Source organism: Flavobacterium pedocola (genome assembly GCF_053764385.1).
Map to the genome: position 1 here is coordinate 240,553 of NZ_JBSNCR010000002.1, position 25,512 is coordinate 266,064.

Here is a 25,512-nt window from a genome sequence, read left to right on the forward strand (position 1 = left end):
AAACAAATCCACGAATCCACAAATTTATTTATACATTACAAAAAATAAAACGGCTGCTACCCTAGCCCTGACAGAGCGTTTAGCTCCCGATTAAAATCGGGACTAGCAGCGAAGGCAGGATTAAGGTTTCCAAATAAGCCAAATGTTTCGCTTCAAAAAGCAATTAATTTGAAACATTTTTTAAATTTGTTCGTATAACCCCTACAACTGGTTCGCAAGCACCATTTTACAAGCTGCAAAAATAGTATATTTTAGAACATGTCGAAGGTAAAATATATTTACGACCCCGAAAAATTAGCCTATCGGAAAATCAAACCGAAGAAAGGGCGCAAATTCGGCTATTTTGCACTGTTCCTGGTGGCTTCAGCACTGTTTGGCTTTTTGTGTTTTGTGGTGCTTCTGAACACCTCTTATTTTGAAACGCCAAAAGACCGGATGATGGCACGCGAAATTGACAATATGAAAATCAATTATGCGATTCTGAACAAGCGTATCGAAGCGTTAAACGAAACAATGGGCGATCTGGAAGACCGTGACAACAATGTGTACCGGGCGTATTTCAACAGTTCGCCGGTGGGTACCGAAAAACGAAAAGGAGAAGAAACAAAGGCCAACCGTTACAAACAGTTAGAAGGTTTCAACAATTCGGATTTGGTCATCAATACCTCCAAACGACTGGATGTGGTTTCCAACCAGATGGCGTTCCAGTCGAAATCATTGGATGAAATCGTGAAACTGGCCAAAGGAAAAGAAAAATTACTGGCGGCAATTCCGGCGATCCAACCGGTTAAGAATGAAGAATTACGACAGATGGCTTCCGGTTTCGGCTACAGAAGCGACCCGTTCACCAAAGTGCGAAAGTTCCACAAAGGCATGGATTTTACGGCAAGAACCGGAACTCCGATTTACGCAACCGGTGATGGTGTAGTGGAAAAAGCCGACGCATCGCTTTCCGGGTATGGTAATCATATTGAAATCCGTCACGGTTATGGCTACAAAACCTTGTATGCACATTTGAGCAAATACAAAACACGACCGGGCCAACGGGTGAAACGCGGTGATATTATCGGCTATGTGGGGAGTACGGGACGCAGTGAAGCACCGCACTTGCATTATGAAGTGTATCAGAACGGCAAAGTAGTCAACCCATTGAATTTTTATTACGGTTCGATTTCCGCCAAAGAATATGTGTTGATTTCACAGATTGCGAATCAGGAGAATCAGTCGTTGGATTAAAAAAGAAACAAGAGACAAGAGGAAAGATATTGTATTTTCACTTATAACTCTTAACTCATAACCTATAACTAAAGAATGCATTTAGACTTACCAGAAAAAAGATATTACAGTATTGGCGAACTGGCCAAAGCTTTTGACGTTAACGCTTCCCTGATCCGTTTTTGGGACAAGGAATTCGACATTCTGAAACCAAAAAAGAATGCCAAAGGGAATCGTATGTTCACGCCGGAAGATGTAAAAAACCTACAACTGATTTATCATCTGGTCAAAGAACGGGGCTTCACACTTGACGGCGCAAAAGTGCACCTGAAAGAAGGCCAGAAAAAAACGCTGGACAAATTCGAAATCATCCGAAAACTGGAAGCGATCAAAGTACAGCTGACCAACATGAAAAACGAATTGTAAGTAACAATTCACAAAACGATAGACTAATACAAAAACAATTTTAAATCTAGACACATGAGAAAATTTGCACCAATTTTAGTAGGTATTGGACTTTTAGTAATCCTTGGTTTTTGGTACATCGGAATAAAAAACGGCGCTATCCGTGAGAATCAGGCTGTGGGAAAAGAATGGGGTAACGTGGAAACGGCTTACCAAAGAAGAAACGACCTTATCGGAAACCTGGTTAAAACCGTAAAAGGAGCTGCCGATTTCGAAAAAGGAACCTTAACCGCGGTAATCGAAGCCCGTGCCAAAGCCACACAGGTTACCATCGACCCTTCAAATGTTACACCAGAGCAATTGGCGCAGTTCAATCAGGCACAAGGTGGTGTTTCATCAGCTTTATCAAGATTATTGGTAACCGTGGAACAATACCCGGACTTGAAAGCCAACGCTAACTTCCTGAAATTACAGGACGAATTGGCAAGTACTGAAAACCAGATCTTAACAGCCAGAACACGTTTCAACGAATCGGTTCAGAGCTACAACAACTACATCCTGAAAATTCCTAACAACTGGTTCTTATCCGAATACAAAGAGAAACCTTTCTTCGACGCAGTAGCCGGTGCTGAAAAACCAGTAGAGGTGGAATTCAATTTTGACAACAATCAAGAGAAAAAATAATGTCTTTAACGGAAGAATTCCTAACCCCGGAAGAAGAAAAAGAAATTGTTGCGGCAATCTCCCAGGCGGAAAAAAACACCTCAGGTGAGATTAGAGTACACATAGAAGCTCATACTGAAAAACCTCCGCTCGAAAGGGCCAAGGAGGTTTTTCATTCTCTGAACATGGACAACACCGCAGCAAAAAACGGCGTATTATTTTACGTTGGTGTAAAAGACCACACCTTTGCCATAATTGGTGATGAAGGCATTGATAAAATGGTGGAAGCAGATTTTTGGGACTGTACCAAAGATGTCATTATCGAACACTTCAAAAACAAACGCTACAAACAAGGTTTAGTGGACGGGATTTTAAGAGCCGGTGAGCGTCTGAAACAGTACTTCCCTTACCAGAGCGACGACACTAACGAATTATCTAACGAAATATCCAAAGGATAAATGATAAATTTCCTTTTAAAATTGATAAAGCTCTCTGTTGTGATAACCTTCCTGTTATTGCATCAGTTGGGATTTGCGCAGTATGACATCCCTGAAAAACCGAGTTTTCAGACCAGTGTTTACGATAACGCCAATTTGCTTGATGCAAGTCAGAAAAAGCAATTGGAAGACAAACTTGTAAGATATTCTGATTCCACAACCACTCAAATTGTAATCATCACTATTGACGATTTAAAAGGCGAAGATATTGGCGTATTGGCTACCAACTGGGCACATAAGTGGGGCATCGGACAGAAAAAAGAAGATAACGGCCTCATTATCCTAGTCGCAAAAAACAACCGGAAGATGAGTATCCGTCCTGGATATGGTCTTGAAGACAGGCTTACAGCAGGGATCTGTGGGGAAATCATCAGAAATGTCATCACCCCCGAATTTAAAGCCGGAGACTATTACAGCGGACTGGACAAAGGTACCGATGTTGTTTTTGACGCCCTGAAAGGCAAATACAAAGGCACCAGAATTGGGGACAAACCCGACGGGATAAGCCTTGGAAAGATCATTTTCTTTGTAATTGTGTTCCTCCTAATTATCATCATAATCTCCAAAGGCAAAAAAGGCGGCGGAAACGGCGGACGCTTTTCCGGACCTGATTTGGGCGACATCATTATCCTGAGCAGCTTAGGCCGCGGTGGTTTTGGTGGTGGAAGTTCCGGAGGCGGTTTTGGCGGAGGCGGAGGCTTCGGTGGTGGTTTTGGCGGCGGCGGTTTCTCCGGTGGTGGAGCCAGCGGCGGTTGGTAAAACCCGTAAACAGTTTACAGTATTCCGCGAAATATAAAAAGGAGATTGCATAGCAATCTCCTTTTTATATTCAACCATCTTATTACCAATTAATTAACCGTAAAAAATCCCAATAAACCGTACCTTTACCAGAAATTAGAATGTCATGAAAAATGTTGCAATGAAAATGGTATGGGCAACGACATTGTATCTTATCGCATTTGCGGTTTTGTGCCAGCTGAATGTTAGTCTTCCGGCGTTGATAGGATTACTTTTTTTGGGTTTCCTATTGATTCCGTTCATGGTCTACAAAGTTCTGACCGACGATTACACCACTTCAAAATCATTCGATGATTGGTATGAAGATTACCCTATGATTTAGTTCTTCCTATTGTAAAAAAAAGAGATTGCTATGCAATCTCTTTTTTTATCTACAAATGCATCATGGCCCTACCTCGGGAAGATTTCTCTTTACCCGCAAATTTCTCAATCTTATAAGTTAACGAGAACATGGCATAACGTTTCAACACCGTATTTTCCTCGTCGCGTATTGTCGTGGCCGAAATGTTTCGGGTGGCACTTTGGTTCTGGTTCAACAGGTCGTATACCTTTACTTTCGCAACAAATCTTTTCTCATAAAAACTGTAGGACAAACTCGTGTTCCACAAATAGAAGTCCTTCTTGAAACCATCCGCAATGGTGGAATTGTAATTATAACTGAAATCATTTCCGAAAACCCAATTTTTAGGCCAGTAATTGGTTGTTTGCAGACTAAACTGATGCTGGAAATTTGAGGCTGAATTCACGGAATAATTGGTGTAATCGGTCTTATTCAACACATAACTGTAACTCGGATTGATCATAAACAATTCGCCGTATTCATAGTTAAAATAGCCGCGAAGCCTCCAACGGATTCCGAAAGCGTCATACATTTCATTGTTCACAAATCCTTTGTTCATCGAAAAATTAACCCCGCTTCCCCCTCCAAATTTGAAGGTATGCGCTTCACTTTTAAAGGTTTTACTGAAATTGACTCCGGACCAGGTATAATAATTATCCTTAACGTTTCGGTAGCTGGTTTCTCTTTTCCCGTTTGCCCCGATGATAGTGGAGGATACAAACTGGTTTTCATAATAATTCCCTCCTAAGTAAAAACTGAAAAACGATTTTCTGGACTGATCGAAGTTACTAAAGCTTGCATACAAATAGTGCCTCTTGTTCAAATCCAGATCCGAATTCCCTCTAAAGGTATTCAACGGATTGGAAAAATCTTCAACCGGTAACAATTGACTGGCACTCGGCAAATCATAATCATAAGAATAATTCATCCAAATCTGTTTCGATTTCCCCAATTTGTAATTCATGTTCAAACTGGCAAACGGCAGCGCATAATTTTTTTGCAGATCGGTCTGGTTCGCCAAATAGAAGGATCTGCCTTCAAAATCAATTACGGCAGTCCCGGTAAAAAAATAAAACGTGAATTTTTTCTTTTCCAGCGTCAACCCTACTGTAGGTTTGGCAATACGGGCCAAGGAAGAAATACGATTGGTAAGATTATCGTTCACTACCGAATACGAATCACTAACCGCATCATAATCAAAGGTTTTTCGGTCATTGGATGTTTTTTTCCATTGGTAATCCAATCCGACAGCCACATTTAGCGAATCCACGATCGGTTCCGAATAATTCAAATCAATCGAATAATTATCAACCGTGTTATTGCTTTTTCTCAACTGATCCCGTATATCGTCCGGATCGGTTCCCTGATGAAAAATAGTTGCCGATTGGTTCCACGACGTGATATCATCATTATTTGAATTTTGCTCGAAAGAAACATCCAGATTACGCCTCTTACGCTTAAACGCTTTGTTGAAATACAATTTATTCTCAAAGGATGTCCCTTTACTCTCGTCAAGACTTTTCGCTGTACTTTCATTCTGAAGCGTGTTTGTTTCATCTGTGGAAGCCTGATAAGAATCTTCCCTGTCTTTTCCTGACGACACCAAAAACTTAGGGATATAGGTTACCGAAGTCGTCGAATCGATTTTATATGCCAACTCCATATTGGCCTGATGGCTGTAACGATCGGATTTGGCCTGTGAATTCGATTCTGTGGTAAAAGTCCCGTTCGGTAAAAAGTTAATTTGTTTTGCTCTTCGCTTATTTTTAGAATGCTGGTCGGTAAAGAAATAATTCGTTGTCGATTCAAAATCCTTGAACAATTCATCGGAATAATTCACCCCGATCATGTCCGACTGTGTGATCCCAGCCCCACCTCCGAAACGTGCTCCGTTAATAGAAAACGAACCGTTATCGTTGTAATTCACCGAACGGCTTCGGCCACCTCCCATGTTGTCAAAAATCTCGTCCATTGAAAAACCGGTAGAATTAATATTATTGGAGGAAGCCAATACACTCAGCTTTCGCTTGTTTTTGAAGTAATTGACCAGCGCACTACTTTCATAACGGTCATCCGTCCCAAGGCCTCCCATGAATTTCCCGAAGAAACCTTTGTTCTTTTTTTCATCGATGGTCAGATTGATACTGGCATTGTTTCCACTGGCTGCTTTACCGGAAAGTTCTTCTTTCTTGGTTTTGGTATCACTGATCTGTACTTTGTTGACAATATCGGAAGGTAAATTCTGTAACGCAATTTTACCGTCCTTATCAAAGAAAGGCTTTCCGTTTACCAGAATCTGGTTTACTTCTTTTCCGTTTACCGTAATTTTCCCTTCGGAATCAATTTCTACGCCCGGTAGCTGTTTCAATAGGGTTTCCACATTAGAATCCGGTCGCACTTTAAACGAAGCCGCATTAAACTCAAGTGTATCTTTTTTAATGCGCACTGGTGGTGCTTCGGTTTTCACCACTACTTCCCCTAACATTTTAGCCTGTTCTTTCAAAGTGATCACACCAAAATCCTTACTCGCCAAAACGTCATTCAGGGTAATTTTGTGGTCCTCAAAACCTACCATTGAAAATTTCAGGGATACCGGATAGGCCAGTTTTTTTATCCCTAACGAAAAGTTACCGTTTTTGTCGGTGATGGTGTAGTCAACCAAAGAAGAATCCTTAACCACCGAAACATAAACCGTTACGGCTTCTATAGGCAACTTAGTGTTTTCTTCAATGATTTTCCCTTTTAAGGTTATGGAATTCTGAGCCAGGGAAGACAAAGAACACATCGCAAGAACAAAGAACAGTAGTTTCTGAAACATAAATAAAAAACGCGGTTAAAATGATTTACTCATAAAAACCGCGAAATAAAGATTTTATTATGTAAGAATTTTATTTGTTCACTAATATTTAACAGATTATTTCTGTCTGAAGTAAATATCGATCGGCACACCGTTGAAATTGTAGTTTTGGCGCAACTGGTTTTCGATAAAACGCTTGTACGGATCTTTGATGTACTGCGGCAGGTTGGCAAAAAACACAAACTGAGGTGTTGGCGTTGGCAACTGCATGCAATATTTGATTTTGATGTATTTCCCTTTCAGGGCCGGAGGCGGCATTCTTTCAATAATCGGCAACATCAGATCATTGAATTTTGAAGTGGCTACGCGCTGTTTTCTGTTTTCAAACACTTCCACCGCGGTTTCCAGCGCTTTCAACAAACGTTGTTTTGTTAATGCGGAAACGAATAAAATCGGCACATCGGTAAACGGCTCGATTTCTTTACGGATTCTCGCTTCGTAATCACGGGTCGACATCGTATCTTTTTCAATCAAATCCCATTTGTTCACTAAAATCACGATGCCTTTACGGTTTTTCTCGGCCAACCAGAAAATACTCTGATCCTGCCCTTCAAAACCACGCGTGGCATCAATCATTAAAATAATAACATCGGAATGCTCAATGGCACGTACCGAACGCATTACGGAGTAAAATTCCAAATCTTCCTTCACCTTTGCTTTTCTACGGATTCCCGCAGTATCCACTAAGTTGAATTCAAACCCGAAACGGTTGTATTTGGTATCGATCGCATCACGTGTAGTTCCTGCAATATCGGTAACCACAAAACGATCTTCTCCAATTAAGGCATTGATAAACGAGGATTTACCTGCATTCGGACGTCCCACCACACAAAAGCGCGGCAATGGATTTTCTTCCTCTACGGCATCCGGTAATTCCGGCAATACGCGTACAAGTTCATCCAAAAGTTCTCCGGTTCCGCTACCGTTCATCCCGGCAATGGAAAAATACTCGCCTAAACCTAAATTATAAAACTCCACCGCGTCTTTCTCACGCATGGCATTGTCTACTTTGTTTACGGCCAAAAGAATCGGTTTGGTCACTTTGCGAAGCAACTTCGCCACTTCTTCGTCCATTGGCGTAATTCCTTCTTCCACGTCTACCACAAAAATGATGGCATCAGCTTCGTCAATTGCTAATTCCACCTGACGACGGATTTCACCTTCAAAAATATCGTCCGAACCTTTAATATAACCACCGGTATCGATTACCGAAAATTCCTTTCCGTTCCACTCACTTTTTCCGTAATTTCTATCACGCGTCACCCCGCTCACCGAGTCAACGATGGCCTCTCTTCTCTGAATCAGACGGTTAAAGAAAGTCGATTTCCCTACATTCGGTCGTCCTACTATGGCTACGATATTGTTCATTTTCTATCAAATTTTGCGCAAAAGTACGCTTTTATATTTAAAAGGTTTATGGATTTGAAATCCGGATCTTAAAAGAAGACTTTAACCCAACACCTCTTTTCACTAATTACTAACGACCAATTACCAATCACTTATTTCTGATTATAACCGAATCGTCTTAATTGGAACGCATTGCTTCTCCAGTCTTTGTTCACTTTCACAAACATTTCGATGTGGATCTGTTTTCCGAAGAATTTCTCCAGATCCTCACGCGCCTGGATCCCTACTTTCTTAATCGCCGAACCTTTGTGTCCGATTATGATTCCTTTCTGGGTGTCGCGCTCCACCATAATTATCGCACGGATTCGGATGATGTCGTCGTCTTCTTTGAATTCTTCCGTTTCGATTTCCACGGCATACGGGATTTCCTTGTCGTAGTTCAAAAGGATTTTCTCACGGATGGTTTCGTTTACGAAGAAACGTTCCGGCTTGTCCGTCAAAGCATCCTTCGGATAATACGGCGGTGATTCCGGCAATAACTCTATGATGCGGTTAAAAACTTCTTTCACATTGAAATTCTCCAAAGCCGAAATCGGGAAAAGTTCGGCATTCGGCACTTTCTCTTTCCACAGATTCACCTGTTCTTCCAATTGTTCCTGATTCGATTTGTCAATCTTGTTCAGCAACAACAACACCGGAATTTTAGAATGAATGATCTTATTGAAAAAGGCTTCGTCTTTCAGCTCCTGCTCACCTACTTCTACCATGTAGATTAAAACATCAGCATCCTCAAAAGCGGATTTTACAAAATTCATCATGGATTCCTGCATTTCATACGCCGGTTTAATAATCCCCGGTGTATCGGAAAACATAATCTGAAAATCGTCTCCGTTCACAATCCCCAATATCCTGTGACGGGTAGTTTGTGCTTTAGATGTGATAATAGAAAGACGCTCCCCAACGAAAGCATTCATTAAGGTGGACTTCCCTACATTTGGGTTCCCGATGATATTTACAAAACCTGCTTTATGCGACATGGTGAAAAAATTAGCCTACAAAGGTAGTCATATCAAGCGAATAGACGAAATAAAAGAATATTATTCTAAATAAAACTTGTTTATTCAAATATTCGTTGTACTTTTGCACCCGAAACATCGCGGGATAGAGCAGTAGGCAGCTCGTCGGGCTCATAACCCGAAGGTCACAGGTTCGAGTCCTGTTCCCGCTACTAAGAAAATATTGAGAATACAAACCGTACAGCGCGGGATAGAGCAGTAGGCAGCTCGTCGGGCTCATAACCCGAAGGTCACAGGTTCGAGTCCTGTTCCCGCTACTAAGAAGAGAATCATTTTGGTTCTCTTTTTTTTTAAACAAACCGAAGTTGGCTATTTTCTGCATTTACAGAACTACCCAACTGTTAATCAGATTGTTTCACCCGTGAAACATTTCATTTTTTACACATGAACACAAAAAAAATTGCAGAATACCGCACCTTACTTAATGTTACTAAAACAGCGACATTGAAAGAGTTAAAAACGATTTACAGAAACAGCATGAAGGAAGACCATCCGGACACCATCGCAGATCCTGTAGAGCGTTTAGCTGCTGAAGAGCGAAGCAAGGCCGTTATTGAAGCCTACCATTTCCTGGTAAGTATTGCTCCCGAAACCCTTAAAAAAGACAAAGAAGAATACCTGAAAACCATTTCAACTTCAACTATTTTGGAGTTTTATATGGATAACGGGGTTTTGTTCATCAGTTTTTTGGACGGCAATCAGTTTGAGTATTTTGGGGTTCCGAAAAACACATATATCAAAATGATCAACGCTGATTCCCCGAACCGTTTTGCAAAACGCCATATCTTCAACGAGTTTGCCTACAGAAGCTCCAGCAAATTAGTTGCCGCAGAATAATCAGCAACAACAAATAAAAGAAAGCCATCAACGAAAGTTGGTGGTTTTTTGTTTCATGTGTTTTTATTTGTTAAATTTGAGGATAACCAAAAACAAAACAATTTATGGAATTTAACTTTTTAGCAGTATTTGTAGCCGCTTTGGTTACCTTATTGGTTGGTTTCGTATGGTACAATCCTAAAGTTTTCGGAACCATCTGGATGAATGAAACAGGCATGACCGACGAAAAAGCCAAACAAGGCAACATGGTGAAAATTTTCGGACTGACGATTTTCTACTCGTTGATGCTTGCTTTTATATTACCCGCACTGACCATTCACCAATTGAGCGCTATGGGAATGATCGGAGGACCGGAATTCGTTGCTACCGCAAAACCTTCTTACGCTGCTTTCATGGCAGATTACGGAGATGCTTTCCGCACGTTCAAACACGGAGCCTTTCACGGTTTCTTTGCCGGGTTGTTCATAGCTTTACCGATTACAGCCATCAACGCTCTTTTTGAGCAAAAATCATGGAAGTACATTTTGGTAAACGCCGGATATTGGGTTGTGTCCCTGACTATCATGGGCGCTATTATCTGCGGCTGGAAATAAGAATTAACATTTAATTATAAGACAATCGCTCTACCTTTGTAGGGCGATTTTTTTAACCTTGAGCACAACTACCTTTACCGTTTATTCGAAAATTTCCGAACTTCCTGAAAACTGGAACGAGGTGGCCGTTGCCAATGCTTTCCTTCAAACCCCTTATTTAAAAGTTCTGGAAGCCTCGGCCCCTACCAACATGCAGTGTTTCTACATCGGTATTTATGAAGCCTCCCAACTTATTGGCGTGGCTTTAGCCCAATACCTGAACCTGAACAAACTGGAATCGTTTGGAGAGCGGGACAAATGTTTAAAAACCGCTGTAAGGAATTTTGTCTTCAAAAACTTCGCCTCGCATGTTTTGTTTTTAGGCAACAACATGATTACCGGACAAAACGGCTATACTTTCAATAAAGAGATCGGATTCAAACACATCAGTGAAGTGTTGGTACAATGTGCGGAAGCAATCACCGATTACTTCAAAAAACAAAAAATCAACATCCACCTGGTTTCGTTCAAGGATTTTTACCAGCACTGTGCCGATGAATTAAAACACTACGACTTTGCTTCGGTGTACGAATTCAACACCCAGCCCAATATGGTTTTCGAACTTCGGGAGGAATGGAAAACCGGAGCGGATTATATTGCATCGTTTTCAAAAAAATACCGGGATCAATACAAAAGGGCTCGCAAAAAGTGTGATACTGTGGCTACTCGTGAATTAAGCCTGGAAGAAATTATCACCAACGAAGACCGCATTTACGAATTGTACCATCATGTGGCCAAAAACGCCCCTTTCAACACCTTCTTTCTGGCCAAAAACCATTTTTCAACCTTTAAGAAACAATTAAAAGACCAGTTCATACTGACCGGTTATTTCCTGAATGACAAATTAATCGGCTTTCACACTTTACTATTGAACGGAACGGTTTTGGAAACGTATTTCCTTGGCTATGATTCCGAAGTGCAGAAAGAAAAAATGCTCTACCTGAACATGCTCTACAACATGACGGAATACGGCATTGAAAAACAGTATAAAAAAATCATTTTCGGAAGAACCGCTCTGGAAATCAAGAGCTCCATTGGCGCGCAACCGGTAATGATGTCCGGCTTCATTTATCACCGCAACCAACTCATCAACCGGTACATTGGAAAAATCTTCACCAATTTAGAGCCGGAAACGGAATGGCAACAACGGCATCCTTTTAAATAGTCCCAGTCTCAGTGAACAGTCTCAGTGAGCAGTCTCAGATTGTTACCCATAACTGATAACCGCGACTGAATACTGTGACTGCATACTGCAAAACTACGCCTCTAATTCCATCTGAACGACTTCCCAATCTTCAAGTAATTGTTCAAGATCTTTCTTTTTCTTTTCGTAGGCCGAAAAGAACGAAGCATCCTGCATTAGCTTTTCGTAGTTTTCCGCCAGTGCTTTGTCGTCTTTTTGGATATCGTTTTCCAGTTGCTGGATTTGGCCTTCTATTTTGCTCAGTTTGTTCTGAAGTGATTTGTTCTTTTTCTGGTCTTCGTAGGAAAGCGATTTGTTTTCCTTCGGCGCTTCTTTCACCACTACGTCTTTCTTTTCCACTTCACGCATGTTCTGCACATTGCGCTGCTCCAGGAAGAAGTTGATATCCCCTAAATATTCGCGTATCTTCTGATCTTTGAATTCGTAGACAATATTTGCCATACCCTGAAGAAAATCACGGTCGTGGGACACCAAAAGCAAGGTGCCTTCAAATTGCTGCAAAGCGGCTTTTAAAACGTTTTTCGACTTAATATCAAGGTGATTGGTCGGCTCATCCATAATCAGGACGTTAAACGGCTGCAACAACAGTTTACACAACGCCAATCGGTTTCGTTCACCACCGGAAAGTACTTTCACTTTTTTCTCCACATCGTCGCCCCTGAACAGGAATGCCCCTAACATGTCGCGCACTTTAGAACGATTGGTATCAGTAGCCGCTTCGGTCATGGTGTCCAACAACGTTTTTTCACCATCAAGATATTCAGCTTGGTTTTGGGCAAAATACCCAACCTGCACATTGTGTCCTAACTTGATATTTCCCTGATATTCGAATTCATTCAGAATCGCTTTTACAAACGTGGATTTCCCCTGGCCGTTCTGTCCCACGAAGGCAATCTTGCTGCCGCGTTCCACCAAAAGCGAAATGTCTTTCAGAATCGTTTTATCGCCATATTTCTTGGTCACATGTTCCGCTTCCACCACTACCCTTCCCGGCGTAACGGAAACGGGGAATGAAATGCTCATCACGGAATTATCATCTTCATCCACTTCAATGCGCTCCACCTTATCCAGCTTTTTGATTAAGGATTGCGCCATGGAAGCTTTGGAAGCTTTCGCGCGGAACTTCTCGATCAGTTTTTCAGTTTCTTCGATTTTCTTCTGCTGATTCTTCTGTGTAGCCAATTGCTTTTCGCGGATTTCATTGCGCAGCACTAAATATTGTGTATACGGTTTGTTGTAATCGTAAATCTTCCCTAACGAAATTTCAATAGTACGGTTGGTCACGTTATCCAGAAACATTTTATCGTGGGAAATGATCATCACTACCCCTGGGAAGGTTTTCAGGAAACTTTCCAACCAGATGATACTCTCGATATCCAAGTGGTTCGTTGGTTCATCCAGTAGCAAAATATCGTTGCTTTGAAGCAAGAGTTTCGCCAATTCGATTCGCATACGCCAACCTCCCGAAAATGTATCGGTCTGATTCTCGAAATCTTCACGCTTAAAACCCAATCCCAACAAAATACGTTCGGTATCACCAACATAGTTATACCCACCTAAAATCTCATAATGGTGCGTCACATCACTTAACTGCTCAATCAATTCAGAATAGGCCGCGCTTTCATAATCGGTGCGTGTGGCCAGCTGATGGTTGATCTCATCCATTTTGAATTCGGCCTGCTTGATTTCTTCAAAAGCCTGATAGGCTTCTTCCAAAACGGTTCTTCCCTGAACAAAATCGATATCCTGACGTAAAAACCCAATACGGACTTCTTTCTCGGTTGCAATACTTCCAGTATCAGGCTGCATGTCACGTGAAAGGATTTTCAGCATCGTGGATTTCCCGGCTCCATTTTTACCAACAAGACCTACACGGTCTCCGGCACCGAGGCGAAACGTTACTTCTTCGAACAGATAGGTTCCACCAAAAGAAACCGACAAATTGTGAATATTAAGCATAAATTGTGACTATAATTATTAAGACACTTTCTAAAATGAAGTACCTTTACTGAAATTTTTTGCAAATGTTAAAAAAAGGATCGAAACTCAACAGCATTTTAACAGGAAGTTGTCCTAAATGTCAGGAAGAGAGCATGTATCTGGACAAAAACCCATACAATCTTTCGAATATTTTCAAAATGCATGAAACCTGCAGTCATTGCGGAACCCGTTACAAGATAGAACCTTCCTTCTTTTATGGCGCCATGTATGTGAGCTATGGAGTTGGGATCGCGTTTGGCGTGGCGGCTTTCGTAATCAGTTCTCTTATTTTGGGGACTAGCTTAAAAACTGCTTTTATTACCATCATTGCCACATTAATTGCTTTTATGCCGGTGATCATGCGTCTTTCCCGCAACATCTGGATCAATTTTTTCATCCATTACGACAAAAACTGGAAGGTGAACAAAAAATAAAAGGAGCTATCAGGCTCCTCTTTTTTTATAAAAGCGTTTGACATCAATCTGATTGTCCAATTCAGAACCGTATTCCAAATGTTCGAACAATTCTTTTGCCAACCAAGGACCTAACATGACGCCACGGGTTCCTAAACCATTGAGCACATGCATACGAGGATGATCCGGATGTGTTCCCACCAAAGGCCTTCTGTCGTTAACCGTAGGGCGTACACCTGCTAAGTGGTCCACGATTTCGAAATCACAGGAAATAATTTCCTTCAGATTCGCCACTAATTCCTGTTTTCCTTCTTCGGTAGGCGTATCGGTTTTGTCATCCCAGTTATAGGTTGCACCAACTTTATACAAATGATTCCCTAAAGGCAGGATAAAAACACTTGATTTCAAAACCACATCCAGATCCAAATCCGGCGCCTTGATGACCAACAATTCCCCTTTGGTACCATCTAAAGGCAGTTCCATAAAATACGGATTACTCTTCATCCCAAACCCATCTGCAAGAATCAAATGTTTATAGAATTGATTTTTGTATTCAACCGAATCCTCATGAAAAATCAAAGCGGAATAATCGAAGGTTTCTTGCTGCAAAACCTCATTTTCATGAAGGTATTTTCGGTATGCCAGTAACAAGGCTTCCGTATCCACATATCCGGTTTGCAAAACTTCACCATAACCAAAAACAGATTCTATAGCTCGAAACTTTTTGTTGATGATTTTGGCAGACAAAAAAGGAGAAAGCTTAGGTTTATCGGCTGCCTGAAACCAGTTGTTCTGCTCTTCAATAGAAGCAAACTTGCGGTAAACCGGCAACAGAAAATCAAATTCCACACCAAGTCTTACTGAAATCTCTTTATAAAAAGGCAAGGCATAGTCCAACTGTTCCGTAGCTTTCCAAACCTGACTAAAGCGTTTTAAGATCACGGGATTGTACAAGCCAGCCGCCACTTTGGAGGAAGAAAAGCTAAAATCATCAAATACACGAAAAGACTTATTATACAAATAAGCCGTCTCAGCAAAGGAAACACCCGCCAAACCGGAGCCAACAATTAGATAATCTATCATAGTGCAAAAATAAAAAACTCCTGCCGAATGACAGGAGTTTTTATATAATTTGAGAATATTAGTAATTCCACATATCCATTTCGAAGTTACGGATCTTCTCCTTAACTCTTTCGGACTCTAACAACTGCATCTGAGCATTTTCTTTCATGTATTGCTCGATGGATCTGTCACCATAAACGTTTTCTTCTTTATAAATCACACCACTGAAACGACGTGCATTTAACAAGTGGTCAAACGTAAGCGGCATAGCAGAGTTTCGGTCGTTAAAGGCTTTTGCCTCATGAAGCTCGTTACGGATTGACGGGAAATAAATCCAGAACAATTCGATTACGTCGGCATTATCATTACCGATGTCTCTAGCCTCAGGCGATACAGGACATATCCCTAACATTCTGTATTTCAATTCACCTTGACGTTTGTCAAAATACCAGTAACCTTTTACTTTGTAACCTGAAATATCAATGGCAGCCAATTCTCTCTTATCGATAAACTGAGGATCCAAAGTTCTTGTCTTCTTAACCATATAGTCATCATAGTAGGTATTGATTTCATCTCTACCCGCCTGAGTCGTATCAATATAAGTGAACGAAGAAGCCATATCTTTAAAAGTCTTCTTAGTATTAAAGTAATCATCGGTATACACTTCAGTGATTTTACCTGATTTGATTCCTTTCAACAATACATCGAATAAAGAACGACGATCCTTACCAATATTAGCAGTATCAATTGGATAATACAAAGGGAAGTTCACACGCTCATCTAAGTCGACGATTTCCCAAGTAGTTTTACCCATCAAAACATCACGGTCGTGAACGTAACCGTAAGGTAACGGTTTATCATTATCCGCATTCATCTGAGCAGCGGTCTTCTTACCAATCTCATCCGGAGTTTTGGCATTTAATAGATTCGACTGAGCAAATGAAGCACAGCTTCCTGCCACTGCAAAAAATACTACTAAAAGTTTTCTCAATTTCATGTTCAAAAATTATAAGTTATTTGAGGACATCCAGTTTTAAAAATTATTGTAATTCGTAAATAACCGGAGCAGTTTTTGGAGGCACTACAGTACTTGGCACCCCAACGATTTTAACTTTGATATCAGAGATAGTAACCTGATCTCCACGTCCAGCTCTAGCTAACGCAGCTTTACACTGAGCATTAACACGGTCACCGTTAACAATTACAGCAGCCTGACCAGGCACTTTAAATGTAAACTGGGTAACTTGGAAGTTTAAGTCATACAAGAAATCTTTTAATACCGCAGAAACTTGCGAAACTTCTAAACGAGACTTAGTTCCTTTAACCACTCCATCAGTTCCACCGATAGCTCCAACAGGACCCGGAATATTCTTGATACGGAAAACTTTCTTATCAGAAACCGTTTTTCCATCAGGTAATTTACCAGTCGCAGTAATTGTTACTTCAGTTCCTGAACCCGGGTTCAAGTTATATTTTCCTTTTCCAGCTGATGTTAAACCAGGACCAGAAGCAGTTACTTTATCTTCTGCAATACCAGCAAATGAAACTGTCATTGGGTTAGGTAAACCTCTGTACACTACGTTCATTTTGTCAGCAGATATGTTAGCTGAGTTTGGACGAGGTACCACAACATATTTACCTTCGAATTTCAATGGAATTTCTTTTCCATCTTCTAAGAAACCGAATTCTCCAGCAATATTTTGCTCACCAACTCCACCAGCAGTCATAGAGATAACAGCCTGCCCGTTCTCAATTTTACCAGGACCTTTAAAAGATGTAGGTTGAGTGTTAGCATCATAACGACCTAATACAACCTTACCTTTTACCTGCTCCCCTTGGAAATAAGCATTTTTCTCTAACACTACAATCGCCTGGAAGTTTTTCATAGAAGCAGCTTGCTTCAATGCATTTCCTAAGAATAAGTTATAAGCTCCAGCTTCTGTGTTTTTAACATCATTCTGCATAGCAGTTAAAAATGTTAAAGTAGATACAGCCGGGAAACCTTTAGTTTTGTAGTCTAAAAATTTAACTTTTACTCCTTCTCTGTTAGTGATATCAGCTGTTGAAAATTTCTTTTCAATTTCTTTGATAAAAGGAATGTATTTAACATCTGAACCTAGTACCTTTTTGATATCCGTAACGTATTTGTCAATTTTAGTAACAATTTCAGTTCCTCTTGGGCTATAGCCATCACCTGCAAACCATTTTTCATCGATTGTAGATTTATCCATAGCTTCAAATGGCAATTTACCATTTTCGTCCGGCTCAATTCCATCTGTAACTTCAGCTTTAACAGTCTCTAAAAAAGCTACAAATTCTTTTGAAATCTGATTAACTTCTTTAGCTTTTTTTGCTGATTCTGCATACTTAGCCGGCTCGTCACTTGCTTTAGTATTTAACGCAGACAATAAATTACCATTCGCTTCCTCAGTTAATTTATTTGATTCAGTAAATTTATCGTTAAAGTTACCAAAAGCCGTTAAAACTTCTTTTGACATATTTAATGCCAACATCGCGATGAAAACCAAGTACATTAGGTTAATCATCTTCTGTCTAGGGGTTAATTTTCCTCCTGCCATTTCTTCTAATTAGTTTATAAGATTAATAAAATAATAATGAAACTAATTAGCCTCTGTTACTCATTGCAGAAAGCATTCCGCCATATACGTTGTTTAATGAAGATAAGTTAGCAGTCAATGATTGCATTTGATCTTTCAATTTCAAGTTGTTTTCAGCAACTTCTTTGTTGATTTCTGCATTACGCTGAGCGCTATCCAATTGTACTTTATACATGCTGTTCAAAGTCTCTAACTGAGTTGCAGCCATACCCATTTCTTCAGCATATTTTTTCTGAGAAGCGATAGCATCAACAGTAGGAGCCATGTTTTTAGCAGCACCTTCGAAGTTTTTAATACTGTTTCCTAAGCTTTCCATTAACGCACCGTCAATTTTAGCTTCTTTCAACATAGCGTCTAATTTTTGAGATAACAATCCTTGAGCCTCAGTTGGGTTTTCAGCTTTTTTAGCGTCTCTCTTTTTCACTTCACCACCCGCTAATTCAGGGTAAACCAACGTCCAATCTAATTCTTTTTCAACTGGATCAAATGCAGATAAAGCAAAAATTGCTGCCTCTGTCAATAGACCAATAATCAACATTGGCCCAGCACCTGGCCAGTGCATCAATTTGAATAAAGCTCCAACAATTACAACCGCTGCCCCCATACCGTAGGCAAAATTCATAACTTTTTTAGGTAATGCCATAATAATAAAATTTTAGATAGTTAAGTTAATATAAAAATTGGTTAATTTTTCTAATGTTATTTAGCCTCAGTAGCTGTGTTACTAGTTCCCATGTAATCCTGAACTGTTCTGAATCCGATGTAAGATCTTGCAGAATCCGCATACTCATAATCACGAGTACTCACCTGTAAGAAGTACGCAACATCTTTCCAAGAACCTCCACGTGTAACTTTACGCATGTTGGATAAATCCGGAACATTCGGGTTCATTGTTGAGACATACTCATAAGCTGCAGGATCGTATGAAGAGTCTGTCCATTCAGCTACGTTACCAGCCATATTATATAAGTGGAATTCATTTGGCTCGTATGATTTTGCCTCAACAGTATACAAAGCTCCATCCGCCGCATAATCTCCACGGTTTGGTTTAAAGTTCGCTAAGAAACATCCTCTGTCGTTTTTAGCATAAGGACCACCCCAAGGATACGTTCCCGACTCCAGACCACCTCTTGCAGCATATTCCCACTCTGCCTCTGTTGGCAAACGGAATGAGTTCACCTGATCTCTTCCTTTTTTCTTTTTGATATAAGCATTCTTATTCAAAGTTCTCCAAGCACAAAACGCTTTAGCCTGTTTCCAAGAAACACCCACTACAGGATAGTCTCCATAGGCTTGGTGCCATAAATAGTCATTATGCATTGGCTCGTTGTAAGAGTAAGCGAAGTCCTTAATCCATACCGTAGTATCTGGATAGATCTCGATATTTTCAGTCTTCATATACTTACTTCTTTTCTTTCTGCTGTTTCCAACAGTTTTATCTTTAGCTGCAGCCTGAATATCCATCCAAGTATATCTGAATTTCAATTTAGAAACATCAAAAGTTCTTAACCCATTATACGATTCTGTTGCAGGCAAATACAAAGAGTCCATTACCTCTACGTAATACTCGTCCGGGTATTTCTGAACATTTGTATGTAATTTAACTTTCTTATTTAAACGTCTTCCGGCATACGGATCTTCATCTGTACCAATACTGTAATAGTTTTCGTACATATACTTATCGTATGCAGACATTTTTGCAGGATCTTGATCTTTAAAAGCAAAATCACCAATGCTTCCGCCTTTACCACCTTTACCAGCACCAGGCTTCTGTCCTTGCTCATCGGCAAGAATAGCTAATCTTGTTCTGATAGTAGAATCTTTCACCCATTCTACGAACTGACGATACTCACTATTAGTAATTTCCGTCTCATCCATGTAAAACGAACGAACTGTAACAGTTTTGGTTGGAGCATCCCCTACATTGGCCAAATCATCATCTGATTTACCCATAATAAACGCACCGCCAGGAACCAATGTCATTCCAAAAGGTTTTTCCGGATGCCATTTTCTTCCTTTAACTCCTACTAGCTCGCCTCTGTCGTTCTTGTGACAGCTGCTAAAGAATAATGATAAAAGTGCTGTTAACGCAATGAACTTCTTCATATAAATTTGGGTTAATTATATACACATTTTTAAGGGCGTAAACCTATCTATTTATTTTTAAAAAAACAATTTTTTTCCTAAAAAAAACTTAAAAAAGTATCAATCATCCTTTTTTCAGGTAAAATCAATACTTTATCCTTTTTATAGGAGGTTTTTTTTCTGAGCCTTCCACCACCTTTCAGGGATTTCCTGATTAGTAGCCCCTACATAATCGTCGTAGGTACAGGGTAATAACGCGCTTCTTTTTATTTTATTGTTAATATTTGTTAAAAAAGGCACTTCAATCCACCATCTTTCCGTTTTATCACTCTTATAGAAAATCAATTCTTCGTCTTCAAGCGGAACGATATACCTTAAATAATCTTCTTTACTTCCGTAAGGATATTCTTTTGAACGATAATGGTAACCTTCAATAAAGTACCATATGATCTGGGAAATCAGCACAGCTTCTGCTTTAGAGTCGTTATGATTAAAGATCCCGAAAGCCGAAACCTTATCACTAATTCCAGAATAGCGCGAAAGTACACAAATTTCTTTACCATCAAATCCATTTGGAATAAAATTCACAAAATTACCCGAATCTGATGATTTTATTGAATTCAAATCAAGCGTAACCAGGTCGGCATCCCTGAAAACAGGCTCTGCGATAGCCGGATTGTTACACACTTCCCCCAAACGGTACGCGTCAAAATACAATTTTTCAATCAAATCGATCTCTTCCTGCGAATTGTAATAGGTCTGATATCCTAAATTACTATAATTAAAAAGATTGTTCGGTTCTTCGACAATCATCTTAGACAAATACGAATGGGCCGGCAGGCTTTGTTCTTTAGCGAAATCAAAACGACTGTCAATCGACACCACATTTACCATCTGATCCAACTGATCGTAGGCGCGGTACATCGCATAGGTCAAATCCTGGGAACCACCTATTACCACCGGAATCACTTTGTTTCGTATCAATTCCGCAACGGCCGTTTTCAATACATAATACGTATCTTCCAGCGAATTGCCAGCAACCACATTTCCTAAATCCACAATTTCGGTCTCCCAGTTCCCCGGAAAAAGACTGTAAAATTCTTTGCGGACATGTGCCAGTTCATGTCTTTCAGCATCCAAGCCTGCTCCACGATTTTCCAAAACCCCAATAATAGCGATGGACGCTCTTTCAATATTCGGAAAATCTGTTCGGGTATGAAAAGCCACTTTTTTTCCCAAAGTCTGATTGCTCAAACTCTGCACAAAAGCAAGAAAGTCATCTTCTAAAGGCTGAAAAAAATCAAAAGCCATATCTTATTTCTTTTTTGGAGTTGCTTTTTTGGCAGCAGTTTTCTTAGCCGGTGCTTTTTTCTCAATAAGTTCCTTCACCTGCTCCAGCGTCATTTTGGAAGCATCCACATCCTTACTCAATTCGATTTTAATTTTCCCTTTAAGGATAACCGAACGTCCCCAACGTGCTTTTTCCACGCGGATACCTTCCGATTCCCAATTATGGATCACCTTATCGATATCTTTCTGCAATTTATCTTCAATTAATTCCGTAATATCGGTTTGGGACAAATTATCGAAATTGTATTTTTTACTTACGTTGATGAAAATGCTGTTCCATTTGATGAAAGGCCCGAAACGCCCCACCCCTTTTTGCACTTCCATACCTTTATACATGGCGATTGGCGCATCTGCCTGCTCTTTTTCCTGAATCAGTTCGGCGGCACGCTCAAAAGTCACATCCAACGGCTCTTCTCCTTTTGGCAAAGAAATGAAGGTTTTTCCGAAACGCACATACGGGCCAAAACGGCCATTGTTCACTTCTACTTCTTCTCCTTTATAAGTCCCTAATGTTTTAGGAAGCAAGAACAAATTCAAAGCTTCTTCCAAAGTGATGCTCCCGATATTCTGCTCCGGACGCAAACTCGCGAACAACTTGTTCTCTTCGTCGATATCACCTATCTGTGCCATCGGCCCGAATTTCCCCAAACGAACAGATACCTGTTTACCGGATTTAGGATCCACCCCTAAGATACGCTCACCGGTTTCTCTTTCGGCAGTGGTTTCAACTTTGGACACTATCGGATGAAAATGATTGTAAAAATCGTTCATCATTTTTGCCCATTCAATATTTCCTTCGGCGATTTCGTCAAAATCCTGCTCTACTTTCGCGGTGAAGTTGTAATCTAAAATCGTTTCAAAGTTTTTCACAAGGAAATCGTTCACAATGATACCGATGTCCGTCGGCACCAATTTCCCTTTGTCGGAACCTACATTTTCTTTCAGTTCTTCTGCTTTCAATTCAGAACCTTTCAAAGTAAGCATCTGGTATTTACGCTCCTGCCCTTCAAAATTTCCTTTTTCCACATAATTTCTACTGATGATGGTCGAAATGGTAGGTGCATACGTAGACGGACGACCGATGCCCAATTCTTCCAGCTTCTTCACCAAAGACGCTTCCGTATAACGGGCAGCGGCTCTTGAGAAACGCTCTGTAGCGGTAATATAATTGTTTACAAGCTTTTCGTTTACACGCAAAGCCGGCAACATTCCTTCCTGCTCTTCTTCCTCATCATCATGACCTTCCAGGTACACTTTCAGAAACCCTTCGAATTTGATTACCTCGCCTGTGGCTGCAAAAAGTTCTTTATGGTTGTTGGCTTCAATTTTCACATTGGTACGCTCTAATTGCGCATCACTCATTTGGGAAGCCAGAGTTCTTTTCCAGATTAAATCATACAAACGCGCCTGATCACGATCGATATCTACCGTATGACGCGACATATCCGTTGGGCGTATCGCTTCGTGCGCTTCCTGCGCTCCTTTGGATTTCGTGGCATAATTTCTTGGCTTACTGAATTCCTTTCCGTAGGATTTAGTGATTTCTGCTTCTGCAGCTGTCATTGCTTCGTTAGAAAGGTTCACGCTGTCCGTTCTCATATAAGTAATCAATCCCGCTTCATACAAACGCTGCGCCATCATCATGGTAACACCTACCGGGAAGTACAACTTACGTGCTGCCTCCTGTTGTAACGTCGAAGTGGTAAACGGAGCCGCCGGTGATTTTTTGGTCGGCTTGGTTTCTAAATCCGACACCTTATATAAGGAACCAATATTTTGTTTTAAGAAGTTTTCCGCTTCCTGTTTTGTTCCAAAATTCTTTGGTAATTTGGCTTTGAAGGTTTTTCCGGCTTCGTTGGTGAATTCCGCAGAAACACTGTAAGAAGCTTCCGCTTTGAAATTCTGGATTTCGCGTTCACGCTCCACAATCAAACGAACGGATACCGATTGTACACGTCCGGCCGATAAACCGCCTTTTACTTTTTTCCAAAGCACAGGAGACAATTCGTATCCTACCAAACGGTCCAATACTCGTCGCGCCTGTTGTGCATTTACCAGGTTATAATCAATTCCTCGCGGATTTTCGATTGCCTTTTGAATGGCTGTTTTGGTAATCTCGTGGAAAACGATTCGTTTGGTTTTACTTTTATCCAGTTTCAGTTCTTCCGCCAAGTGCCATGCAATAGCCTCTCCCTCGCGGTCCTCATCGGAAGCCAACCAAACGGTTTCGGCCGATTTAGACAAATCTTTGAGTTTTTTTACCAAGGCTCGCTTGTCGGAGGAAACTTCATATTTCGGTTTGAAATTATTGTTTACATCCACTCCTATTTCCTTAGACGGAAGATCAGCAATGTGCCCGTAACTGGACTCCACCTGATAATCTTTTCCAAGGAATTTCTCGATGGTTTTTGCCTTTGCCGGCGACTCAACGATTACTAAATTCTTTGCCATTTACTCTTTTATTTGAACCGCAAAAGTATAGGAATTTTTTAAATATTGCAGTTTTGACAATTTTAAAAGTCAATTTTCCCGACAAGTGGAAAACTATACCTATATATATAGGTATGAATTTACAGTGAAAATGTTAAACAAATCTGCCATCTTGTCAGAAAGTCAAATTTAGTATTATCTTTGCGGACTGATTTTTACACTTTGAAGTGATTTATGGAAAAGATTATCGAAGAAAACAAACAGGGTACTAGCCTTGTGACGGAACAGAAGCAGGAAAACCAAAAGAAACTTTTTATCGAGAGTTACGGTTGTCAGATGAATTTCTCAGACAGCGAGATAGTGGCTTCCATTTTGGCGAATGAAGGCTACAACACCACACAAAACCTTGAAGAAGCGGATTTGGTACTGGTAAATACTTGTTCCATACGTGATAAAGCAGAACAAACCGTTCGTAAACGTTTGCAAGAATATAACGCGATTAAGAAAATCAATCCGGGAATGAAGGTTGGTGTTTTGGGCTGTATGGCCGAACGCCTGAAAAGCAAATTCCTTGAGGAAGAAAAAATCGTGGATATGGTAGTAGGCCCGGATGCTTACAAAGACATTCCGAACCTGTTAAAGGACGTAGACGAAGGCCGTGACGCCATCAACGTAATCTTGTCCAAAGATGAAACCTATGGGGATATTTCTCCGGTTCGTCTGCAAAGTAATGGCGTAAGCGCTTTTGTTTCCATCACCCGTGGTTGCGACAATATGTGTACCTTCTGCGTGGTTCCTTTTACAAGAGGACGTGAGCGCAGCCGTGAACCGCAATCCATTTTAGAAGAAATCCATGATTTATGGAACCGAGGTTTCAAAGAAATCACACTTTTAGGACAAAACGTAGACAGTTTCCTTTGGTACGGCGGAGGCTTGAAAAAAGATTTCGAAAAAGCTACCGACATGCAAAAAGCTACTGCTGTGGATTTTGCCCAGCTGCTAGACATGTGTGCTACCCAATTCCCTAAAATGCGATTCCGTTTCTCGACTTCCAACCCGCAGGACATGCACGTGGAAGTAATTGAAATCATGGCAAAACACCATAACATCTGTAAGTACATCCACTTACCGGTACAATCAGGAAGTACCAGAATCTTAAAAGAAATGAACCGTCAGCACACTCGTGAAGAGTACATGACGCTTGTAGATAAAATTTATGAAATCATCCCGGACATTTCTTTGTCGCAGGATATGATTTCAGGTTTCCCAACAGAAACTGAGGAAGACCACCAAGACACTTTAAGCCTGATGGAACACGTAAAATACGATTTCGGTTTCATGTTCGCTTACTCGGAAAGACCGGGAACTTTGGCAGCCAGAAAAATGGAAGACGATGTACCGGAAGAAATTAAAAAACGTAGATTAAACGAAATCATCGACTTGCAACAGAAAACATCCTTAGAGCGCGCACAACGTTTTATCGGACAAACCGTTGAAGTCCTGATCGAGAAAGAATCCAAACGTTCCGACGCCCACTGGAGCGGAAGAAATTCACAAAACACGGTGGCGGTTTTCCCGAAAGAAAATTACAAACCGGGGGATTTTGTGTTGGTAAAAATCTGCGACTGTACCTCGGCTACCTTAATTGGGGAAGCGGTTGGCTATTCGACTGAAATGCAAAGTTAAACGGTTTAAACAGAGGA

At 40.6% G+C, this 25,512-nt stretch carries 22 protein-coding genes and 2 tRNA genes; 13 read left to right on the forward strand and 11 right to left on the reverse strand.

Annotation, left to right across the window (positions count from 1 at the left end; translation table 11 throughout):
• Nucleotides 1-258 precede the first annotated feature (258 nt).
• The 6 genes from ACWPKD_RS05095 to ACWPKD_RS05120 all read left to right on the forward strand — a co-directional run bounded on the left by ACWPKD_RS05095 (nucleotide 259) and on the right by ACWPKD_RS05120 (nucleotide 3,900).
• Nucleotides 259-1,236 (forward strand): M23 family metallopeptidase, encoded by a 978-nt coding sequence (locus tag ACWPKD_RS05095; protein ID WP_455411599.1) that lies wholly within the window; start codon nucleotides 259-261, stop codon nucleotides 1,234-1,236.
• Between the two features lie 75 nt (nucleotides 1,237-1,311).
• Nucleotides 1,312-1,641 (forward strand): MerR family transcriptional regulator, encoded by a 330-nt coding sequence (locus ACWPKD_RS05100; RefSeq protein WP_237789372.1) that lies wholly within the window; start codon nucleotides 1,312-1,314, stop codon nucleotides 1,639-1,641.
• Between the two features lie 54 nt (nucleotides 1,642-1,695).
• Nucleotides 1,696-2,304 carry a LemA family protein gene (locus ACWPKD_RS05105; protein ID WP_455411600.1) on the forward strand — a complete coding sequence of 203 codons (609 nt, stop codon included), beginning with the start codon at nucleotides 1,696-1,698 and terminating at the stop codon, nucleotides 2,302-2,304.
• The gene (locus ACWPKD_RS05110; protein WP_455411601.1) at nucleotides 2,304-2,741 is read left to right on the forward strand and encodes a TPM domain-containing protein; all 438 of its coding nucleotides are present in this window, start codon (nucleotides 2,304-2,306) and stop codon (nucleotides 2,739-2,741) included. Before ACWPKD_RS05105 ends, ACWPKD_RS05110 begins: the two co-directional genes overlap by 1 nt.
• Nucleotides 2,742-3,539 carry a TPM domain-containing protein gene (locus tag ACWPKD_RS05115; RefSeq protein WP_455411602.1) on the forward strand — a complete coding sequence of 266 codons (798 nt, stop codon included), beginning with the start codon at nucleotides 2,742-2,744 and terminating at the stop codon, nucleotides 3,537-3,539.
• 145 nt (nucleotides 3,540-3,684) lie between these two features.
• The gene (locus tag ACWPKD_RS05120) at nucleotides 3,685-3,900 is read left to right on the forward strand and encodes a hypothetical protein (protein ID WP_455411603.1); all 216 of its coding nucleotides are present in this window, start codon (nucleotides 3,685-3,687) and stop codon (nucleotides 3,898-3,900) included.
• Between the two features lie 49 nt (nucleotides 3,901-3,949).
• Here the strand turns inward: ACWPKD_RS05120 and ACWPKD_RS05125 are convergent, their stop codons facing one another.
• The 3 genes from ACWPKD_RS05125 to era all read right to left on the reverse strand — a co-directional run bounded on the left by ACWPKD_RS05125 (nucleotide 3,950) and on the right by era (nucleotide 9,159).
• Nucleotides 3,950-6,736 carry an outer membrane beta-barrel protein gene (locus ACWPKD_RS05125; protein WP_455411604.1) on the reverse strand — a complete coding sequence of 929 codons (2,787 nt, stop codon included), beginning with the start codon at nucleotides 6,734-6,736 and terminating at the stop codon, nucleotides 3,950-3,952.
• Nucleotides 6,737-6,832: 96 nt separating this feature from the next.
• The gene (gene der, locus ACWPKD_RS05130) at nucleotides 6,833-8,143 is read right to left on the reverse strand and encodes a ribosome biogenesis GTPase Der (RefSeq protein ID WP_455411605.1); all 1,311 of its coding nucleotides are present in this window, start codon (nucleotides 8,141-8,143) and stop codon (nucleotides 6,833-6,835) included.
• 131 nt (nucleotides 8,144-8,274) lie between these two features.
• Complete coding sequence (era, locus tag ACWPKD_RS05135) at nucleotides 8,275-9,159, reverse strand: GTPase Era (protein WP_455411606.1); 885 nt, start codon at nucleotides 9,157-9,159, stop codon at nucleotides 8,275-8,277.
• Nucleotides 9,160-9,277: 118 nt separating this feature from the next.
• Between era and ACWPKD_RS05140 the strand changes: the two genes are divergently transcribed.
• The 5 genes from ACWPKD_RS05140 to ACWPKD_RS05160 all read left to right on the forward strand — a co-directional run bounded on the left by ACWPKD_RS05140 (nucleotide 9,278) and on the right by ACWPKD_RS05160 (nucleotide 11,832).
• Nucleotides 9,278-9,350, forward strand: a tRNA-Met gene (locus ACWPKD_RS05140).
• A gap of 32 nt (nucleotides 9,351-9,382) precedes the next feature.
• Nucleotides 9,383-9,455: transfer RNA gene (locus tag ACWPKD_RS05145), tRNA-Met, on the forward strand.
• 127 nt (nucleotides 9,456-9,582) lie between these two features.
• On the forward strand, nucleotides 9,583-10,035 hold the full coding sequence (locus tag ACWPKD_RS05150) for a KTSC domain-containing protein (RefSeq protein ID WP_455411607.1): 453 nt from the start codon (nucleotides 9,583-9,585) through the stop codon (nucleotides 10,033-10,035).
• A 104-nt stretch (nucleotides 10,036-10,139) separates the two neighbouring features.
• Complete coding sequence (locus ACWPKD_RS05155; RefSeq protein ID WP_455411608.1) at nucleotides 10,140-10,628, forward strand: DUF1761 domain-containing protein; 489 nt, start codon at nucleotides 10,140-10,142, stop codon at nucleotides 10,626-10,628.
• Between the two features lie 58 nt (nucleotides 10,629-10,686).
• Nucleotides 10,687-11,832, forward strand: coding sequence for a GNAT family N-acetyltransferase (locus ACWPKD_RS05160; RefSeq protein ID WP_455411609.1), 1,146 nt, complete (start codon nucleotides 10,687-10,689; stop codon nucleotides 11,830-11,832).
• 93 nt (nucleotides 11,833-11,925) lie between these two features.
• Here the strand turns inward: ACWPKD_RS05160 and ACWPKD_RS05165 are convergent, their stop codons facing one another.
• Entirely contained in the window at nucleotides 11,926-13,830 is a 1,905-nt protein-coding gene (locus tag ACWPKD_RS05165; protein ID WP_455411610.1) for an ATP-binding cassette domain-containing protein, read from the reverse strand.
• Nucleotides 13,831-13,895: 65 nt separating this feature from the next.
• Between ACWPKD_RS05165 and ACWPKD_RS05170 the strand changes: the two genes are divergently transcribed.
• Nucleotides 13,896-14,285: a DUF983 domain-containing protein gene (locus ACWPKD_RS05170; protein ID WP_455411611.1), complete on the forward strand. Its 390-nt coding sequence runs from the start codon at nucleotides 13,896-13,898 to the stop codon at nucleotides 14,283-14,285.
• A 9-nt stretch (nucleotides 14,286-14,294) separates the two neighbouring features.
• On the opposite strand, the gene ACWPKD_RS05175 is transcribed toward ACWPKD_RS05170, so the two are convergent.
• From ACWPKD_RS05175 to topA, 7 genes are all read right to left on the reverse strand, one after another.
• Nucleotides 14,295-15,347, reverse strand: coding sequence for an NAD(P)/FAD-dependent oxidoreductase (locus tag ACWPKD_RS05175; RefSeq protein ID WP_455411612.1), 1,053 nt, complete (start codon nucleotides 15,345-15,347; stop codon nucleotides 14,295-14,297).
• Between the two features lie 58 nt (nucleotides 15,348-15,405).
• Complete coding sequence (gene porN / locus ACWPKD_RS05180; protein ID WP_455411613.1) at nucleotides 15,406-16,323, reverse strand: type IX secretion system ring subunit PorN/GldN; 918 nt, start codon at nucleotides 16,321-16,323, stop codon at nucleotides 15,406-15,408.
• A gap of 43 nt (nucleotides 16,324-16,366) precedes the next feature.
• Complete coding sequence (porM, locus tag ACWPKD_RS05185; protein ID WP_455411614.1) at nucleotides 16,367-17,905, reverse strand: type IX secretion system motor protein PorM/GldM; 1,539 nt, start codon at nucleotides 17,903-17,905, stop codon at nucleotides 16,367-16,369.
• A gap of 46 nt (nucleotides 17,906-17,951) precedes the next feature.
• Nucleotides 17,952-18,590, reverse strand: coding sequence for a type IX secretion system motor protein PorL/GldL (gene porL / locus ACWPKD_RS05190; protein ID WP_455411957.1), 639 nt, complete (start codon nucleotides 18,588-18,590; stop codon nucleotides 17,952-17,954).
• Between the two features lie 53 nt (nucleotides 18,591-18,643).
• Nucleotides 18,644-20,050, reverse strand: a complete 1,407-nt coding sequence (gene porK, locus ACWPKD_RS05195; protein ID WP_455411615.1) for a T9SS ring complex lipoprotein PorK/GldK — start codon at nucleotides 20,048-20,050, stop codon at nucleotides 18,644-18,646.
• Between the two features lie 141 nt (nucleotides 20,051-20,191).
• Nucleotides 20,192-21,340 (reverse strand): formimidoylglutamase, encoded by a 1,149-nt coding sequence (locus tag ACWPKD_RS05200; RefSeq protein WP_455411616.1) that lies wholly within the window; start codon nucleotides 21,338-21,340, stop codon nucleotides 20,192-20,194.
• A gap of 3 nt (nucleotides 21,341-21,343) precedes the next feature.
• On the reverse strand, nucleotides 21,344-23,830 hold the full coding sequence (gene topA / locus ACWPKD_RS05205) for a type I DNA topoisomerase (protein ID WP_455411617.1): 2,487 nt from the start codon (nucleotides 23,828-23,830) through the stop codon (nucleotides 21,344-21,346).
• Nucleotides 23,831-24,043: 213 nt separating this feature from the next.
• Here topA and miaB point away from each other — a divergent pair, with 213 nt between their 5' ends.
• Nucleotides 24,044-25,495 carry a tRNA (N6-isopentenyl adenosine(37)-C2)-methylthiotransferase MiaB gene (gene miaB, locus ACWPKD_RS05210; RefSeq protein ID WP_455411618.1) on the forward strand — a complete coding sequence of 484 codons (1,452 nt, stop codon included), beginning with the start codon at nucleotides 24,044-24,046 and terminating at the stop codon, nucleotides 25,493-25,495.
• Nucleotides 25,496-25,512 lie beyond the last annotated feature (17 nt).